Consider the following 16,193-nt stretch of genomic DNA (forward strand, 5'->3'; position numbering starts at 1 on the left):
CGATATGGCTCCTTGGTTTTAGGCATTCGAAAAATAATGAGGCCTTTGACAGTTCGACCAGCGTCCTAAAGCCGCCGAAGAACATGCGTTTGGGATCGAACGGCGGTTCGCCGTTTTCCATCATGCTCTTAAGACGCGAGTCTTCCATTACTTTGGCGTTGACGGCGTCACGCTGTTCGCGCGATTCATAGACTATCCACGAGAACACCACCGTTTCGCCTTCCTTGAGCTGTACGCTTCGAGGGAACGAGGTGAGCTCGCCTGGCTTAACATCGTCGGCAATACATTCGACAAACTGCAGCGCGCCATACTCCAGCCATATTTTGCCCGCTGCATCGGCCATGCTGCGATACGCGTCGACCTTGTCGATCGGCACTGGTACGACGAAACCATCCACATAGTGCGCCATTGCTGTCTCCTTTGAGCGAACCAGTCGCTGCTTGCTTTGAGCACCGGGCGGCCATCTAAGTTCAGGAGGGCACGTACGTCCATTTGCCTTCCGCGAACTTGAGCAAGACGGACGACAGCGGCGCGAGATCCATCTTGAGTATCGACGACAACGGTTCGTCGCGCACGATACAGAGCGCCGCCTTCATGACGATGGCGTGCGTTACGACTATGCAGTATTCGTGCTCCGTATTCGAAGCAAGCCCCTCGAGCGCTTTCTCAACGCGCTTTGACAGCATTGCCACGCTCTCGCCGCCATGCGGCCTTGCATGGGGATCGGAAAGCCATGCCGCAACGTCTTGAGGCTCGCGCTCACTAACCTCGCGAATGGAACGACCGCGCCATTCTCCATAGTCGATGTCGTCGAATGCGGCATCGATCGAGAAATCTGTCGTGATCCAGGCCGCTGTTTCGCAAGCAGCGCGGGCCGGGCTGGATGTAACGCGGCTTGGCTCGCCCGGGAGGTCGAGCGTGCATTCAGCCTGTTCGACAGGCTCGTCGCCTTGCGGAAAACGCCCACCTTTCATGGCATGCGTGGCGGCGTGGCACAGCAAAATCAATGTCGATTGCATAGCCTTTAGCTCATGGTCGTTTTACTTTGCTGGCAATCATCATAGAATGGCAAGCTTGCAGTGCGAGGAAGCCGGTGGAAGCCCGGCACGGTCGCGCCACTGTATGCGGTTCGCGCTAAGAGCGCGATGCCGCGAGTCAGACCCCGCTGCATGCTCTTCGTCTATCGGGACGCGCTTTTCCCTGGAGAAATTTCAATGAATAGGTCCAACGCGCCGGCTTTTTCCGCTGGTATTGCAACGCCCGCTAACGATGCGCCGGTCCCCATTCCGGTGCGTGAGGTCCTTCCTTGGGCCGTTTTTATCGGCCTCGTTCTGCTGATCGCGATTTATTTCGTCGGCGCCGAGCAGGGTGCAACGTCCATTATCTCGGGGATGTACGTCCACGAATTCGTTCACGATGGCCGGCACTTGCTCGGCTTTCCGTGCCACTGAGGACGGAGCATGATTCGCAACTTGCTTATACGCGGTATGGTCGCGGGACTCGTCGCGGGCCTGATCGGCTTTGGCTTTGCGCGCGGCTTCGGCGAACCTTCAGTTGCTCGGGCTATCGCGTTCGAAGAACAGCACGAGCATGCACAAGCGCCCGCACACGATAATCACGATGAAGCGGCGGCAGCGCAATCGCATAGTCATGGTGATGATGAAGAACTCGTTAGCCGGGACACGCAAGCGGGTTTGGGCTTACTAACGGGCGTGGTGGTGTTCGGCACGGCTTTAGGCGGTATTTTCTCGCTGATCTTTGCCTTGGCTTATGGGCGGCTCGGCTCGTTGCATGCGCGCGGAACGTCGGTTTTGCTTGCGCTCATTGGTTTCTTTAGCGTTGCGCTCGTGCCGTTCATCAAATATCCCCCAAACCCGCCCGCCGTCGGCAATGCCGAAACCATCGGTCCGCGTACGGCGCTTTTCTTCGGCATGGTGGCGATATCAATCGTCGGCGCGGTGTTCGCGGTCTATGCGCAGCGACGCTTGCAGGCGCGTCGCGGCAACTGGAACGCGGCGCTTATTGCGGCGGCTGGTTACGTCGTCTTGATGGTTATCGCGCAAGTGGCACTGCCTTCTGTCGACGAAGTACCCGTCGACTTTTCCGCGTCGTTGTTGTGGAATTTCAGGCTGACTGCCGTCGGTATTCAAGCATTGATTTGGGCAACGCTTGGACTGCTCTTCGGCGCGCTTGCGTCACGTGAACTCGAGCGTCCGGCAGCGCGTCGCATGGCCGCTGCCTGAATCGAATGCTCGATGGATGTCAAAAGGCCCGCGTCGCTTGAGCACGAGCGCGGGCCTTCGTTCATTGCGAGGCCGCGCGCCGCTCAAGCAACTGGTCGAACAACGCGAGCTTCGCGTGATCGTCCATCGTTTTAAAGAACTTAATTTCCTCGCGGCTTCTAAAGCATCCCGCGCACAGGCCGCTCGATGCATCGAGCTTGCACACGCCGGTGCACGGCGAGCCGATTGGTTCCTGCGCGCTGGCGCGTTCGATCATTTCGGCGAGGTCGCGTGGCCCGATTTCGGTCGGTGTCGTCATAGCGCTTCGCCGCGAAAGAGCGCAGCCATTGCCGCAGGATTCGAGGGCCAGTAAGCGTGCATGTAAGTGGCCGTTATCGCGCCATGACGATAAAGCGCTTCGCCCTGCGCACCGGTCGTTGCGTGCGTGGCTGCCGTGAAAGGCTGCATCGATGTCTTGAGCGTCGAATAGTGAAAGGTGTGGCCGGTGAGCGGACCGTGGGCGGTGTCGACTCGTTGCATCGCCAGCCGCGAAAGACGGCGTTGCATGGTGGCGTCGCCGGGAAGGGCGCTTAGCATTGAATGACGATTGCCTTCGACATCCGTCAGTGCGTCGAGCAGGTAGAGCATACCGCCGCATTCCGCGACTACCGCGCGATTGCGCGCGATATGTTTTTTTATCGAAGCGCGCGTGCACGCATTGGAAGCAAGCGTCGCGGCATGAAGCTCGGGGTAGCCGCCGGGCAAGTAGAGCGCATCGACATGGGCGGGTACGGGCTCATCCGCTAGCGGGGAAAAATAGCTGACGCTTGCGCCCGATGCCTTTAGCAAATCGACATTCGCGGGATAAATAAATGAAAACGCGGCGTCCCGCGCGATCGCAATGTGCAATCCGTCGAGAAGACGCGGCGGTTCACTTGGCGTGATGTCGTCGTCGAAGCGAACGAGCGGCGGCAAATCGGCAAGCGTGGTCGCGGCAATGGCATCGGCGGCGCGGTCGAGACGCGCATCCAGGTCCGCCACTTCCCGCGCTTGAGTAAGGCCGAGGTGACGTTCGGGTAGCGCGATATCGTCCGCGTTCGAAAAATGACCGCAATAGCGCAGCCCTTCGGGGATGGCTTCGGCCAGCATCTGTGCATGGCGCGCAGACGCCACGCGATTTGCAAGCACGCCATGAAACGGCACATCGGGCCGATAACGCGCAAGTCCGAACGCAAGCGCGCCGAAGGTTTGCGCCATGCCATGCGCGCCGATTACCGCAAGCACTGGCACATTGAACGCAGCGGCGAGATCGGCGCTGCTCGGCGTGCCATCGAAGAGGCCCATTACGCCTTCGATCAAAATAAGGTCGGCTTCCTTGGCGGCCGCGGAAAGCATCGCGCGGCACGCTTCCAGTCCGACCATCCAAAGATGCAGCGAATAAACGGGCGACCCGCATGCCCGCTCGAGAATCATCGGATCGAGAAAATCCGGCCCGGTCTTGAAGACGCGCACGCGCCTGCCTTGCCGCGTGTGATGACGTGCAAGCGCGGCCGTCACCGTGGTCTTGCCTTGATGCGACGCGCTCGCGCCGATGAAGAGTGCGGGACAGTCTGCCATTGCGTCAGAACTCGACGCCGCGTTGCGCCTTGACGCCCTGCTCGCGATAAGGGTGCTTTACGAGGCGCATTTCGGTGACGAGATCGGCTATTTCTATGAGCTCATCGGCCGCGTGTCGTCCCGTCACGACGACATGCAGCATGGCCGGCCGTGCCTTTAGCACGCCGAGTACTTCCTCAAGCGGCAAATATTCGTACTTGAGCACGGCATTGAGCTCGTCGAGTACGACCATCTGATACTCGCCGCTTTGGATCATGCGTCGTGCTTCGTCCCATCCCTTGCGCGCCGTGGCGATGTCCGCCTCGCGATTTTGCGTGTTCCACGTATAGCCATCGCCCATCGTCACGAAATCGCAATGCGCGATTGCGCCAAGGAAATCGCGTTCCGACGTGTGCAGCGCGCCTTTGATGAATTGCACCACGCCGAGTTTCATGCCGTGCCCGAGCACGCGCATGGCCATGCCGAATGCAGCGGTGGTCTTGCCTTTGCCGTTGCCGGTATTGACGATCAACAGGCCCTTTTCATGGTCGGCGGCGGCCTGCTTTTTCTCATGGCCTTCCTTGCGCCGCTGGGTCATGCGCAAATGCGATTCGGTATCGGTTTTCATGCTTGTTTCTTCGATGGTGTCTCTGCAATAGCGACCGTCACGCCGCCCGCGATAGTCTTGTGCACGACGAGCCGGCCGCCGCTGGCGATGAGCGCGCAAGGCTCGCATACGCCGTCGACATTCAAATGCCGCCTGGCCTGCGATAAGAATTTCCCAGGCGCGCGCTCGATTTGATCGGCGCTAAAGAAATCCACGCGCAATTGATGACGCTCGCAAAATGCGAGCAATCCTGCTTCGTCTTTCTTAGCGTCGATGCTTGCCACGCTGACGATATCGGCAAATGCGAGCGTGCCAAGCGCACCACGCACAGCGCGTTCTATTGCTTCGGCGTTTACGCCGCGGCGGCAGCCGATGCCGATGACGAGCGCGGCGCTCATGCTAAACGAAGCCAATTCATGGAGGTCGACTTGAAAAGCCTTAAGGCGGAGGAAAGATACCATACCGGACGCTTAGGCAGGCACCATGCTTTCTTGACGCCTAACCCCGCTAGCCCTAGACTTTCAATAGTTCAGGTGCTCGCGCGCCAAGTCTTTAGCGCGCAGTTGAACGGGAAACAGGAAGCGCGCGTTCAGGCGAACGCAAGCCAACCTGTGCTGCCCCCGCAACGGTAAGCGAAAGCCACGCATGACATGCGCGGCAAGCCGGTTTCAAAGCCACTGTGCTAGGCGTTCAAAGCGTCCGGCGCGGGAAGGCGAAGCGGCTATTTTCGTCAGCCCGGATACCGGCCAGAATTACCGAAGGGATTTCCTTAGCCGCGGGGTTGCGGCGTATCCCTCAGATCCACCGAGTCGTGCGCTTGTCCATGTCCATGCTGCTGCAAAGGTCGAATAGACCGCATCGCGCACACCATCACGCATAGGGCGCACGCATCAATCAAGCACGGAGCAACGATGCAAACGCGCAAGATCCCCGTCACGGTCGTGACCGGCTTCCTCGGCAGCGGCAAAACCACGCTGATGCGGCACATTCTTTCGAACGCGCAGGGCAAGCGCATCGCGGTCATCGTCAACGAGTTCGGCGAGCTCGGTATCGATGGAGAAATTCTCAAGGGCTGCGGTATCGGTTGCGACGACGAAGCAGGCTCCGCCGAACGCAATCTCTATGAACTCGCGAACGGTTGCTTGTGTTGCACCGTGCAGGAAGAGTTTTATCCGGTGATGGAGCAACTGCTTGAACGGCGCGACAGGATCGATCACGTGTTGATCGAAACGTCCGGGCTTGCCTTGCCCAAGCCGCTCGTGCAGGCCTTCAACTGGCCGTCCATCAAGAACGCCTTCACCGTGGACGCGGTCGTTACCGTGGTCGACGGTCCGGCTGCGGCAAGCGGTCAGTTCGCGGCAAATCCCAGCGCCGTCGATGCGCAGCGCAAGGCCGATCCGAATCTCGATCACGAATCGCCGTTGCATGAGTTGTTCGAGGACCAACTGTCGTCGGCGGATCTCGTCATCGTCAACAAGACCGATCTCATGGATGCCGCCGCGTTGAGCAAGGTCGATGCGCTCGTGCGCCCCGAGATTCCGCCCGAAGTGAAGATCGTTCCCGCGCAGATGGGCAAGCTCGACGTGCATGCGCTGCTCGGCTTGCAATCCGCATCGGAAGAGACCATTCATCTGCGGCACGACCATCATGGCTCGCCCGACGAAGACGGTCATGCGGATCATCATCACGACGAGTTCGATTCCGTGGTGGTCGCAGCGGATGTCGAGTCGCGCGAACAGCTGCTTGCGGCACTGCACGTGCTGGTGGAAAAGCACACGATTTACCGTGTGAAGGGCTTCGCGGCGTTGCCGGGTGCCGCCATGCGGCTCGTCGTGCAAGGCGTGGGGCGACGCTTCGACAGTTACTTCGACAGGCGCTGGAACGAAGGCGAGGCATCGAGTCGCTTCGTGCTTATCGGCGAGGACCTCGACCGCGAAACGCTGCAACGTGCCTTCGTTTCCGCGTTGCAGAACTTACCCGTGCAGGCCTGAGCGATGCATCTGCTGCGCACGACTCCGGGAGGCTTCGTCGACGACGCCGCAGGCGTGATGCGGATCGAGCAGACGCGCGCGCCCATTGTCGTGCTCAGTTCGGCCGATACCACGCTCGCGCTGCTCGCAAGCGTCTTTCCGCGTCTCGGCCCCGGCTTTCCGGAAGTGCGGCTCGCAAATCAATCGTTCCTGCGCCAGAACGCTTCGGTCGACTTTTATGTCGACGACATTCTGCGTCATGCAAAGGTCGTCATCGTCGATCATCTCGGCGGCGAATCGTATTGGCCCTACGGTATCGAGCGTCTCGTCGCTTTGGCAAAGCGCGAAAAGCAAATGCTCGCCATGTTTTCGGGCGATCTTGCGGAAGACCCGAATCTCATCGGCAAGAGTACGGCCGATGCCGCGTTCTGCCGCGACCTGTCGCGCTATTTACGTGAAGGCGGCGCGCGCAATGCCGAAGAGTTTCTACGCGCCATTGCGCATCGCGCGTTCGGTTGGGGACGAGAAGCGCGCGCGCCGAGCGCGTTGCCCGCGGTCGCGATCTATCACCCCGAGCGCGAAAGCGCTTCTAGCGACGATTGGCGCGAACGCTGGACCGAAGGCGCGCCGGTGGTTGCCATTCTTTTCTATCGCGCGCATCTTCAATCAGGCAACACCGCTGTGTTCGATGCATTCATCGAAGCGCTCGAACGCGAGGGCATGAATCCGCTGCCCATTGCGATTGCATCGCTCAAGGAAAGTCTGAGCCGCGAAGTAGTGGAGCGTTTGTGCGCGCAGCATGGTGCATCGCTCGTGCTCAATACCACGGCGTTCGCTGCGGGCGTGATCGGAGAAAGCGAAGCATTCGAAGTGGCCGGCGATGCGCCCGTGATGCAAGTGATCTTGAGCGGGGGCAATCGCGATGACTGGCAGAAGGACCATCAAGGCCTGAATTCGCGTGATGTCGCCATGCACGTGGCGCTCCCCGAGGTGGATGGCCGTATCATCACGCGAGCCGTGAGCTTCAAGGGGCTTGCTTATCGATGCCCGCATACGCAGGTCGATGTGGTGTGTTATCAAGCCGATACCGAGCGCATGCGCTTCGTCGCCGAACTCAGCGCGCGCTGGTGCAAGCTCAGACATACGCCGAACGAGCGCAAGCGCATCGCGCTCGTCTTGGCGAATTATCCGGCGAGCGAAGGGCGCATTGGCAACGGCGTGGGACTGGACACGCCGGCATCGGCCATCAACATCTTGCAGTTGCTCGAGCGTGAAGGCTATCGCTTAGACCAGATTCCCGGGCATGGCGATGCGCTCATCGAAGCGCTTACGCGAGGCGTGACGAACGACCCTGTCGTGCGCGATCTTCGCCCGGCCCTGCAAAGTCTTGCGCTCGAAGATTATCTCGATGCCTATCGCGCGTTGCCGCTGGATGCACGGCAAGCACTGGAAAATATATGGGGCGCGCCTGAAGACGATCCGACGATACGGCGCGGCCGCTTCATGATTGCAGGCTTGCGTTGCGGTGAAGTGTTCATCGGCATTCAGCCTTCGCGCTCGCGCGAGCGCAACGATTATGCGAGCTATCACGATGCCGAGCTCGTGCCGCCGCATGCGTATCTCGCGTTTTATTTTTGGTTGCGCTTGCGTTTCCAGGCCGATGCGCTCGTGCATGTCGGCAAGCATGGCAACCTCGAATGGCTGCCGGGCAAGAGCGTTGCGTTGTCGGCATCGTGCTGGCCCGATCTCATTCTCGGTCCCATGCCGCATCTCTATCCGTTCATCGTGAACGATCCGGGCGAGGGAAGTCAGGCCAAGCGTCGCGCGCAGGCGGTCATCATCGACCATCTGATGCCGCCGCTCACGCGAGCCGAAAACTATGGGCCGTTGCAGGATCTCGAACGACAAGTGGACGAATACTACGAAGCGCTCATGGTCGATACGCGCCGCGCGAAGCTGCTGCGCAAGTCCATCCTCGCGAACATCGTCGAGAACAGATTGCATGAGGAACTCGGGCTCGACGCACCGGGCGACTTGCAGGGTGAAGACACACTGCTTACGCGTGCCGATGCCTATCTGTGCGAACTCAAGGAAGCGCAGATACGCGATGGCTTGCATGTGTTCGGCGTATCGCCCGAAGGCGTGCAAAGGCGCGATACGCTGCTCGCATTGGGCCGTTTTCCGACCGGCGACGGACGCGGTGCGAATGCAAGTCTCATCACGGCCATGGCGCGCGATCTCGCGCTCGGTGAAGCGTTCGATCCGCTCGATGCCGACTGGGCGGCGCCATGGAATGGACCTCGCCCCGACGCGCTTCAAAACGCGGTCGACGCGCCTTGGCGGCATCATGGCGATACACGCGAACGCCTCGAATCGTTAGCGTTGCAACTATTCCAAGGCGATGCCGAATCGCCGGGGCCGCAAACGACGCTGGTGCTCGAACGCTTGCAAGGCGATGTGCTCGCGCGTCTTGACGCGTGTGGTCCGCAAGAGCTCGAGCAACTGAAGCGCGGGCTTGAGGGCCGCTTCGTGCCGCCTGGTCCGAGCGGTTCTCCATCGCGCGGCAGACCGGACGTGTTGCCTACCGGACGCAATTTTTATTCGGTCGACACACGCGCATTGCCGACGCAGGCCGCGTGGTCCATCGGCCTCAAGTCGGCCAATCTGCTGGTGGAAAGACACGTGCAGGATCACGGCGATTTCCCGCGCGCCATCGGCCTTTCCGTGTGGGGCACGGCGACCATGCGCACTGGCGGCGACGATATGGCCCAGGCGTTCGCACTGATCGGCGTACGGCCGAAGTGGGCGGCGGGAAGCAATCGCGTGACGGACTTCGAGATACTGCCAATCTCCATCTTCAACCGGCCGCGTATCGACGTTACCTTGCGCGTATCGGGGTTCTTTCGCGACGCCTTCGCCAATCTCATGCATCTTTTCGATGCGGCAGTGCAAGCCGTCGCCGAACTCGAAGACGAGCCCGAGGATATCAATCCGATTCGCGCGCGTATCATGCGTGAGCGCGATGAACTGATCGGTCGCGGTATCGATGCGAAAGAAGCGCGGCAACGTGCAGGCTGGCGCGTGTTCAGCACGAAGCCGGGCGCGTATGGCGCGGGCTTGCAGGAACTGATCGATGCGAAGCAATGGCAGAGCGACGCCGATCTCTCGGCCGCGTATCAAAGCACGGGAGGCTATGCGTATTCGCAGGCGCAAGACGGCGTGGATGCGCGAGCGAGCTTCGGCACGCGGCTTTCCGCGCTCGATGTCGTGCTTCAGAACCAAGATAACCGCGAGCACGATCTGCTGGACTCGAACGACTACCATCAGTTTCAGGGCGGCATGGTCGCGGCCGTGCGTTATCTTTCGGGCCTGCAACCGCAGGCGTATAACGCGGATCATAGCAATCCCGCCGCGCCGCGCGTGCGGACCTTGAACGAAGAGATTGCACGCGTGGTGCGCTCGCGCGTGGTCAATCCAAAATGGATCGACGGCGTCAAGCGTCACGGCTACAAAGGCGCGTCCGAACTCGCTGCAACGGTGGATTATCTCTATGGATACGACGCCACGGCGCGTGTCGTATCGGGTCATCAATACGCGCTCGTAACCGACGCTTACGTGAACGACGCAGACACGCGCGAGTTCATCACGCAGCACAATCCTCACGCGCTCCAATCGATATGCGAGCGTCTGCTCGAAGCCATGGAGCGCGGTTTATGGCAAGAGCCGGGCGGCTATCGCGCTGACGTGACGCGCCATTTGCTCGATGTCGAACTGCAACTCGAAGGCCGACAGACTTGAACCCGAACGACGCTGATTTTCCGGTGTTTCCCTTTACCGCGCTCGTCGGGCAGGAGGCCTTGCAGCAGGCGCTCTTGCTCGCGGCTATCGATCCGGCGCTTGGCGGCGTGCTCGTCAGCGGCCCACGCGGAACGGCGAAGTCCACTGCCGCACGCGCCCTTGCCGAGCTATTGCCCGAAGGCCGGCTCGTCACGCTGCCGCTCGGCGCAAGCGAAGAGCAGTTGATCGGTACGCTCGATATTCAAAGCGCCTTGCGCGACGGCGGCGTGACCTTTTCGCCGGGCTTGCTTGCAAAAGCGCATCTCGGCGTGCTCTATGTCGATGAAGTGAATCTGCTGCCCAACCCGCTCGTCGATCAGTTGCTGGATGTCGCGGCAAGCGGCGTGAACGTCATCGAGCGCGATGGCATTTCGCATCGGCATGAAGCGCGTTTCGTATTGATCGGCACGATGAATCCCGAAGAAGGCGAATTGCGTCCGCAATTGCTCGACCGCTTCGGGCTCGCGGTCGAATTGAACAATTGCTTCGATGCGAGCGTGCGGCAACGGATCGTCAAGGCACGCCTCGCGTTCGATATGGATGCTGAAGCATTCTGCGCACGCCATGCCGATGCACAGTCCGCGCTAGCAGAACGCATTCATGCAGCACGTGCCGTGCTATTCGCGCTCGATCCGGACGACGCGGTGCATGCGCGCGTGAGCGCGCTTTGCATCGCCGCTCACGTGGACGGCTTGCGCGCCGATCTCGTGATGCTGCGTGCGGCGAGAGCGCTCGCGGCATTCGAAGGCGCGAGCAACGTGCAGACGCTTCATGTCGATCGCGTGGCCGACGCCGTGCTGAAGCATCGACGACGCGAGGCCGATGCATCGAAAGGCGAAGCGCCGCAGCGGCCCGCCCCGCGCGATAACGGCAGCACGAATGAAAGCGATTGGGGCTACATGCCGCCCGAGCCAGCAGGCACGGCGAAGGTCAAGCAAGTCAGACCGCTTGCCGCAAAAAAAGCCTGAGCCATCGGAGACACGAAGCGGATGCTCAAGAGCATCGTCTTCGATGGCGTGAAGCGCGGGCACGCGGTCGCATGACCGGTCGCGAAGGCGATGAAAGCACTACGCTCGACTGGATATCGACGCTACGCGCGAAACGTGCCGAGCGTCTCGATGCACGGCATCTTCGCTATCGACGTGTGCAGGGCGAAGCGGCGTCGTTGCATTGCTTTCTTCTCGATTGCTCGGGATCGATGCTCACGGGTGAACGGCTCGCGCGTGCCAAGGGCTTGTTGATTGCGTTGTTCGATCGGGCTTATCGCGAGCGTGCGGAAATTGCGCTCGTATGTTTCGGTGGCGGGCGTGCGGAAGTGCGTCGTCAGCCGGGCGCCGCGCATTGGTGGAACGAGCGCTGGGTGAGTCCTATCGGTGGCGGTGGTGGCACGCCGCTGGCGTTGGGTCTTTCGAGTGCGCAGACCGTGCTTGCACGAGCCGCGCGTCGAAGACCCGCGCAGCGTCGCTGGCTGTGGGTGCTGACCGATGGCCGCACGAACGAGACGCCCGCGCCGCCGCAGTGCGCGGACCGCGTCGTGCTGGTGGACTTCGATGAAGGGCAATTCGGAGTCGGGCAAGCGAGCACGTTGGCGCTACGCTGGGCGGCGGAGTACTTTCATGCGAGCGAACTGAGCGCGGACTTGCGGTAGCCTGCCCGTGTCATTCATACCATCGCGGCGTATAAACCCATGCGCCATCGCCGATCACGCGCGTGGTCGATGATCCGACGATCACCATCGTTCGCATGTCCACCATCGTGCTGTCCAACTCGCCAAGCGTCATGATGCGAAGCGTCTCGCCCGCGCGTCCCACATCGCGCCCGAGCACGACCGGCGTTTTGGCATCGCGATGCTGCTTCACGATTTCGATCGCGCGATCGAATTGCCAGGGCCGTGCCTTCGATAGCGGGTTGTAGAACGCCATGACGAAATCGGCCTGACCCGCATGCGCTATGCGTTTCTCGATGACGCCCCATGGCTTCAAATTATCCGATAGCGACAATACGCAGAAGTCATGGCCGAGCGGTGCGCCCGCACGCGCCGCCGTGGCAAGCGACGCCGATACGCCCGGCACGATCTCGAGTTTCACGGCATGCCATGACGCGTTTGCTTCCTTGTCGAGTGCTTCGAGCACGGCTGCCGCCATGGCGAACACACCCGGATCGCCCGACGATACGACCACTACCCTGCGTCCCTCGCTTGCCAGTTCGAACGCATGTCGCGCGCGCTGCAACTCTTCGCGATTGTCCGTCATATGCGCGCGTTGATCGGCGCGAAACGGGCCTGCCATGCGCACGTAGGTTTCGTAACCGAGCACGTCTTCTGCGACATGGAGCGCGGCTTTTGCGGCGGGCGTCATCATCTCGGAGCTGCCTGGACCGAGACCGATCACGGTCAACGTGCCGCGTGCACGGCCTATCGCCTGCGCATCGACGGGCGCGTTGGCGACGTGCAATGCAACGTCGCCGTTGTGCGAAACATCGAAAGGCGGGGCGTCGCTGAAACGCAATGGCACGTCGAGCGCTTGCGCGGCATCGGCGAGACGTTGCGATGTCATTGCGTGCGTGGGCGCGACCAGCACAGCGAGTGCGAGCGGCGCGAGGCTTCGTGCTTGAAGTGCCTTGCGTACGCATTCCGCTACTTCGCCGTTCGTCGCGTCGTCTTCGATCCATGCAATCACACAACGTGGATGAATCACGAGACTGTGTTCATCGCGGGCGCTTTCGGGCGTGATGCGGATGGCGCGCAACGCATCGTCGGCGCGAGGAAGGGCTGCCTGATCGAGCCACGGCGCGTGGCCTTCCACGCGCGTCGTTGCTCCGCCAAGCAAGTCGGACACGAAGCGCTTGCCGCGTTCGATATCCGCCAGTACGTAGCCTTCGGGCGGCGCGAGCAGACATTGACCGAAGCGTAATTCGCCGCTCGTCGTGATGGCCGGTACGATACCGAGCATCTGGCCGATTTCACGCGCAAGCACGTTCACGCCGCTCATGCCGCCGAGCAGCGGCACGACCACGCTGCCGTCCTGCGCGACGGCGAGCACCGGCGGCTCCGCGCCTTTATTCGCAAGCGACGCTGCCAGCGCGCGAATCACGATGCCTGCTGAACACAGCGCGACGATTGGCGAGCCTGCCGCGTAGAGTGCCCGCACGTGCGCGCCGAAGTCGTCGAAGGAGACGTCCACGTTCACGCGACTAGCGAGCCCATGAACGAGCGATCCCGGACGACACGCCTGAATCTTGCGCGCGATAGTCAGCGCACCGTTGCCGAGCACGACGATGGCAAGCGGCTTCGCTACGTCTATGCGCTCCATTTCGTCCCCGGCACGACCAACAGCGAGAAGTAGGGCGATGCCATTGGATCGACTTCGTTCAGCGGCACGATGCGTTGATTCGCCATCGTCGCGCGTTCCACATACAACGCGCGTTTGTCGAGCCCGAGTTCCGCCAGCACACGACGCACTTTGTCGAAGTTGCGGCCGAGCTTCATGATGACGGCGGCATCGCTCGTCGCCAGCTTTCGTTTTAGTTCGGCTTCCGAAAGAACGCCCGATAGCACCGCAAGGCTCTGATTACGATAAACCAGTGGCACGCCAAGCACTGCGACGCCGCCCAGCATCGAACAGACGCCGGGCACGACTTCTGCCTCGAAGCGCGCGGCAAGGCGATCGTGCAGATACATGTACGAGCCGTAGAAGAACGGATCGCCTTCGCAGATCACCGCCACGTCGCGGCCGGCTTCGAGATGATCCGCAATGGCGAGCGCGCATTCATCGTAGAACGCGCTGATGATCGTCTCGTAGCAAAGCGGCGGTTCGAGCGCTTCGGTCGTCACGGGATAGACGAGCGGCAAGCGCGTCTGCGTGTCTTCGAGATGAGATTCGATGATGCCGAACGCGTTGCCCTTCTTCCCCTTCGCGACGAAATACGCGACCACGGGCGCCGCCTTGAGCAGCTTCAACGCCTTCACCGTGATGAGATCGGGATCGCCCGGACCGACGCCCAGACCATGGAGTCTTCCGCTCATCACTCGGCCTCCGATGCGAGCGCATTCACGGCGGCCGCCGCCATCGCGCTGCCGCCGCGTCGTCCGAGCAACGCGACGAAAGGAATGCCACGGCTGTCGGCGGCAAGCATGGCTTTCGATTCCGCCGCGCCGATAAAGCCCACTGGAAAGCCGAGGATGAGCGCGGGCTTCGGTGCGCCGTCGTCGATCATGTCGAGTAGATGAAAGAGCGCGGTGGGCGCATTGCCGATTGCGACGATCGCACCCGCAAGATCAGGCCGCCAGAGTTCGACTGCGGCAGCGGAGCGCGTGTTGTGCATCGCACGGGCGCGTTCCGGCACGGAGGCATCGCCGAGCGTGCAGATCACGCGATTATTCGCGGGAAGGCGCGCGCGCGTGATGCCTTCGGCGACCATGCGCGCATCGCAGAGAATGGGCGCGCCGCTCACGAGCGCTTCACGGCCCGCGATACCGGCATCGCACGAGAAGCGCAGGTCATCGACGATATCGATCATGCCGCACGCATGAATCAGCCGCACGGCGAGCTTTTCGAGGTTGGCGGGAATGGCGGCGAGGTTGGCTTCGGCGCGAATCGTCGCGAACGATTGCCGGTAAATCTCCGCACCGTCGCGGATATAGTCAGACATCGGCATGACTCCGGGCGAGCCATGCGGCCGCCTCTTCGATGAGGAGGTTATGGGCGATCACGTGTGTGCCTCGAAGCACGTCGTAGCGGCCGGGCGCAACGGCAACGAGCGTGTTTTCGACGGGATGCGCCGCCGCACAAAAGCGCTCGCAGCCGCTCAGATGCGCGTGCGCATGCTCGGGCAGCAAGGCGGCTAATCGATGCGCGTCCGCTTTCGTATCGGCACGGCTTTTCGCGCAGCCCGAAGAACCCGCGCATGCGATCAGACGCGCGAACGGATCGCGTGGATCGGTGGCGAGGCCAAGCGCGCGAAGGGCGTCGACGACATGCGTCATGCGATTCGCGTGCACGTCCGGCAGCAACACACTTTGCCAGGGCGTCATCACGACGCGTTCTTCGGCGAGATCGGCGATTGCGTGAAGCGTATTAGCATCGAGGCGGCCGAGCGGCGCTTGCGCGCCGACATAGTCCGCACGCGCGCCGAGTCGTAACGTTGCATCGGAAGGCGCGCGACGCCATGTCTGAAGAGCGGCGTCGTGCTGTGTTTCGAAGTCGAGGGCATGGAGAAAGCCCGCTATTCCAACGCGTGCGAGCACATCGCGCATGCGGTGTTCTTGCACCGATGCCAGCGCTAAAAACGCCTGCAGCACGGCCAGGATGAAGCGCTTCGCGTCGTCACGGGCGATCGCGCCCGAGGCAGGCGCATGTTCCTCACGATGCGGCATCGATCCTGCAAAGCCGAATGCGAAGCGCGCGCCATTGTCCAGCGCTGAAAGCCAAAGATCGTGCGGATGATCGAGCATCGCAAGCGTTTCGCCATCGTCGATCTGCAACGCGAACTTCGGCGACAACGCGTGCAACGCGGCATTGGCCTGCATGCTTTCGACGATATCCGCTGCAAGCGCACGCGTTCCCGTCCTCGCAAGCGGACTCAGCATGACATTGCGGATATCGTCGGCGCCGGCCGTGGTCGGACCGAGGCCCGCCGCGAGCACGATGTCGATGAGTTCCGCGTGGGCATCGTCGCGAATGCCGCGCAGTTGCAGATTGGCGCGATTGGTCACTTCGATCGTGCCGGAACCGCAGCGCTCGGCGGCGTGCGCCACGGCATGCGCGGCTTCGCGACGCAACTCGCCACCGGCAAGACGCACGCGCGCAAGGGCGCCATCGCGTGCGGGCACGATACGCATGAGGCCGGGACAGGCCGAAGACCGAGGCGGCAAGAACGATTCCAAAAGCTCGACCGTATGCTCAAGCGCTTAAGTTGCGAACCGGTACACCCCGCCCGGCAGGCTTCGCGCAATTGCGTTGA

Annotated in this window: 15 protein-coding genes, 1 pseudogene and 2 riboswitches; of the genes and pseudogenes, 6 read left to right on the forward strand and 10 right to left on the reverse strand. The window is 61.6% G+C overall.

The annotated features are described in order from the left end of the window. Positions 1–49 precede the first annotated feature (49 nt). Positions 50–409 (reverse strand): annotated as a pseudogene (locus LDZ28_RS16630) (DUF1428 domain-containing protein); the annotation flags it as partial. 61 nt (positions 410–470) lie between these two features. Beyond that, the gene (locus LDZ28_RS16635; protein ID WP_244829489.1) at positions 471–1,019 is read right to left on the reverse strand and encodes a histidine phosphatase family protein; all 549 of its coding nucleotides are present in this window, start codon (positions 1,017–1,019) and stop codon (positions 471–473) included. A gap of 41 nt (positions 1,020–1,060) precedes the next feature. Continuing rightward, a riboswitch (cobalamin riboswitch) is annotated at positions 1,061–1,185 on the forward strand. Between the two features lie 29 nt (positions 1,186–1,214). Here LDZ28_RS16635 and LDZ28_RS16640 point away from each other — a divergent pair. Both LDZ28_RS16640 and LDZ28_RS16645 read left to right on the forward strand, forming a co-directional pair. After that, the gene (locus LDZ28_RS16640) at positions 1,215–1,451 is read left to right on the forward strand and encodes a CbtB-domain containing protein (RefSeq protein WP_244829695.1); all 237 of its coding nucleotides are present in this window, start codon (positions 1,215–1,217) and stop codon (positions 1,449–1,451) included. Between the two features lie 9 nt (positions 1,452–1,460). Continuing rightward, the gene (locus tag LDZ28_RS16645; protein ID WP_244829490.1) at positions 1,461–2,243 is read left to right on the forward strand and encodes a CbtA family protein; all 783 of its coding nucleotides are present in this window, start codon (positions 1,461–1,463) and stop codon (positions 2,241–2,243) included. A 61-nt stretch (positions 2,244–2,304) separates the two neighbouring features. Here LDZ28_RS16645 and LDZ28_RS16650 read toward each other — a convergent pair whose 3' ends face one another. The 4 genes from LDZ28_RS16650 to LDZ28_RS16665 are packed head-to-tail and all read right to left on the reverse strand — an operon-like array spanning position 2,305 to position 4,823. Next, positions 2,305–2,541: a DUF1289 domain-containing protein gene (locus LDZ28_RS16650; protein WP_244829491.1), complete on the reverse strand. Its 237-nt coding sequence runs from the start codon at positions 2,539–2,541 to the stop codon at positions 2,305–2,307. After that, a complete protein-coding gene (locus tag LDZ28_RS16655) occupies positions 2,538–3,839 on the reverse strand; it encodes a cobyrinate a,c-diamide synthase (protein ID WP_244829492.1) in 1,302 nt (433 codons plus the stop codon). The genes LDZ28_RS16650 and LDZ28_RS16655 overlap by 4 nt, the downstream gene beginning before the upstream one ends. Before the next feature lie 4 nt (positions 3,840–3,843). After that, positions 3,844–4,446, reverse strand: a complete 603-nt coding sequence (gene cobO, locus LDZ28_RS16660) for a cob(I)yrinic acid a,c-diamide adenosyltransferase (RefSeq protein ID WP_244829493.1) — start codon at positions 4,444–4,446, stop codon at positions 3,844–3,846. Next, entirely contained in the window at positions 4,443–4,823 is a 381-nt protein-coding gene (locus tag LDZ28_RS16665) for a cobalamin biosynthesis protein (RefSeq protein ID WP_244829494.1), read from the reverse strand. The genes cobO and LDZ28_RS16665 overlap by 4 nt, the downstream gene beginning before the upstream one ends. A gap of 116 nt (positions 4,824–4,939) precedes the next feature. Then, a riboswitch (cobalamin riboswitch) is annotated at positions 4,940–5,191 on the forward strand. Between the two features lie 145 nt (positions 5,192–5,336). Between LDZ28_RS16665 and cobW the strand changes: the two genes are divergently transcribed. The 4 genes from cobW to LDZ28_RS16685 all read left to right on the forward strand — a co-directional run bounded on the left by cobW (position 5,337) and on the right by LDZ28_RS16685 (position 11,880). Continuing rightward, the gene (gene cobW / locus LDZ28_RS16670; RefSeq protein ID WP_244829495.1) at positions 5,337–6,416 is read left to right on the forward strand and encodes a cobalamin biosynthesis protein CobW; all 1,080 of its coding nucleotides are present in this window, start codon (positions 5,337–5,339) and stop codon (positions 6,414–6,416) included. Between the two features lie 3 nt (positions 6,417–6,419). Further along, entirely contained in the window at positions 6,420–10,193 is a 3,774-nt protein-coding gene (cobN, locus tag LDZ28_RS16675; protein WP_244829496.1) for a cobaltochelatase subunit CobN, read from the forward strand. Continuing rightward, a complete protein-coding gene (locus tag LDZ28_RS16680; protein WP_244829497.1) occupies positions 10,190–11,200 on the forward strand; it encodes an ATP-binding protein in 1,011 nt (336 codons plus the stop codon). Before cobN ends, LDZ28_RS16680 begins: the two co-directional genes overlap by 4 nt. A 71-nt stretch (positions 11,201–11,271) precedes the next feature. Continuing rightward, positions 11,272–11,880 (forward strand): VWA domain-containing protein, encoded by a 609-nt coding sequence (locus LDZ28_RS16685; RefSeq protein WP_244829498.1) that lies wholly within the window; start codon positions 11,272–11,274, stop codon positions 11,878–11,880. 10 nt (positions 11,881–11,890) lie between these two features. On the opposite strand, the gene cobJ is transcribed toward LDZ28_RS16685, so the two are convergent. Genes cobJ through cobG form a run of 4 tightly spaced genes read right to left on the reverse strand, consistent with a single transcriptional unit; the run spans position 11,891 to position 16,104 of the window. Continuing rightward, positions 11,891–13,543, reverse strand: a complete 1,653-nt coding sequence (cobJ, locus tag LDZ28_RS16690; protein WP_244829499.1) for a precorrin-3B C(17)-methyltransferase — start codon at positions 13,541–13,543, stop codon at positions 11,891–11,893. Further along, on the reverse strand, positions 13,531–14,256 hold the full coding sequence (locus LDZ28_RS16695) for a precorrin-2 C(20)-methyltransferase (protein ID WP_244829500.1): 726 nt from the start codon (positions 14,254–14,256) through the stop codon (positions 13,531–13,533). Before LDZ28_RS16695 ends, cobJ begins: the two co-directional genes overlap by 13 nt. Further along, the gene (locus tag LDZ28_RS16700) at positions 14,256–14,882 is read right to left on the reverse strand and encodes a precorrin-8X methylmutase (protein ID WP_244829501.1); all 627 of its coding nucleotides are present in this window, start codon (positions 14,880–14,882) and stop codon (positions 14,256–14,258) included. The genes LDZ28_RS16695 and LDZ28_RS16700 overlap by 1 nt, the downstream gene beginning before the upstream one ends. Further along, positions 14,875–16,104: a precorrin-3B synthase gene (gene cobG / locus LDZ28_RS16705; protein WP_244829502.1), complete on the reverse strand. Its 1,230-nt coding sequence runs from the start codon at positions 16,102–16,104 to the stop codon at positions 14,875–14,877. The genes LDZ28_RS16700 and cobG overlap by 8 nt, the downstream gene beginning before the upstream one ends. Between the last annotated feature and the right edge of the window lie 89 nt (positions 16,105–16,193).

Source organism: Caballeronia sp. TF1N1, assembly GCF_022878925.1.
Lineage (GTDB): Bacteria > Pseudomonadota > Gammaproteobacteria > Burkholderiales > Burkholderiaceae > Caballeronia.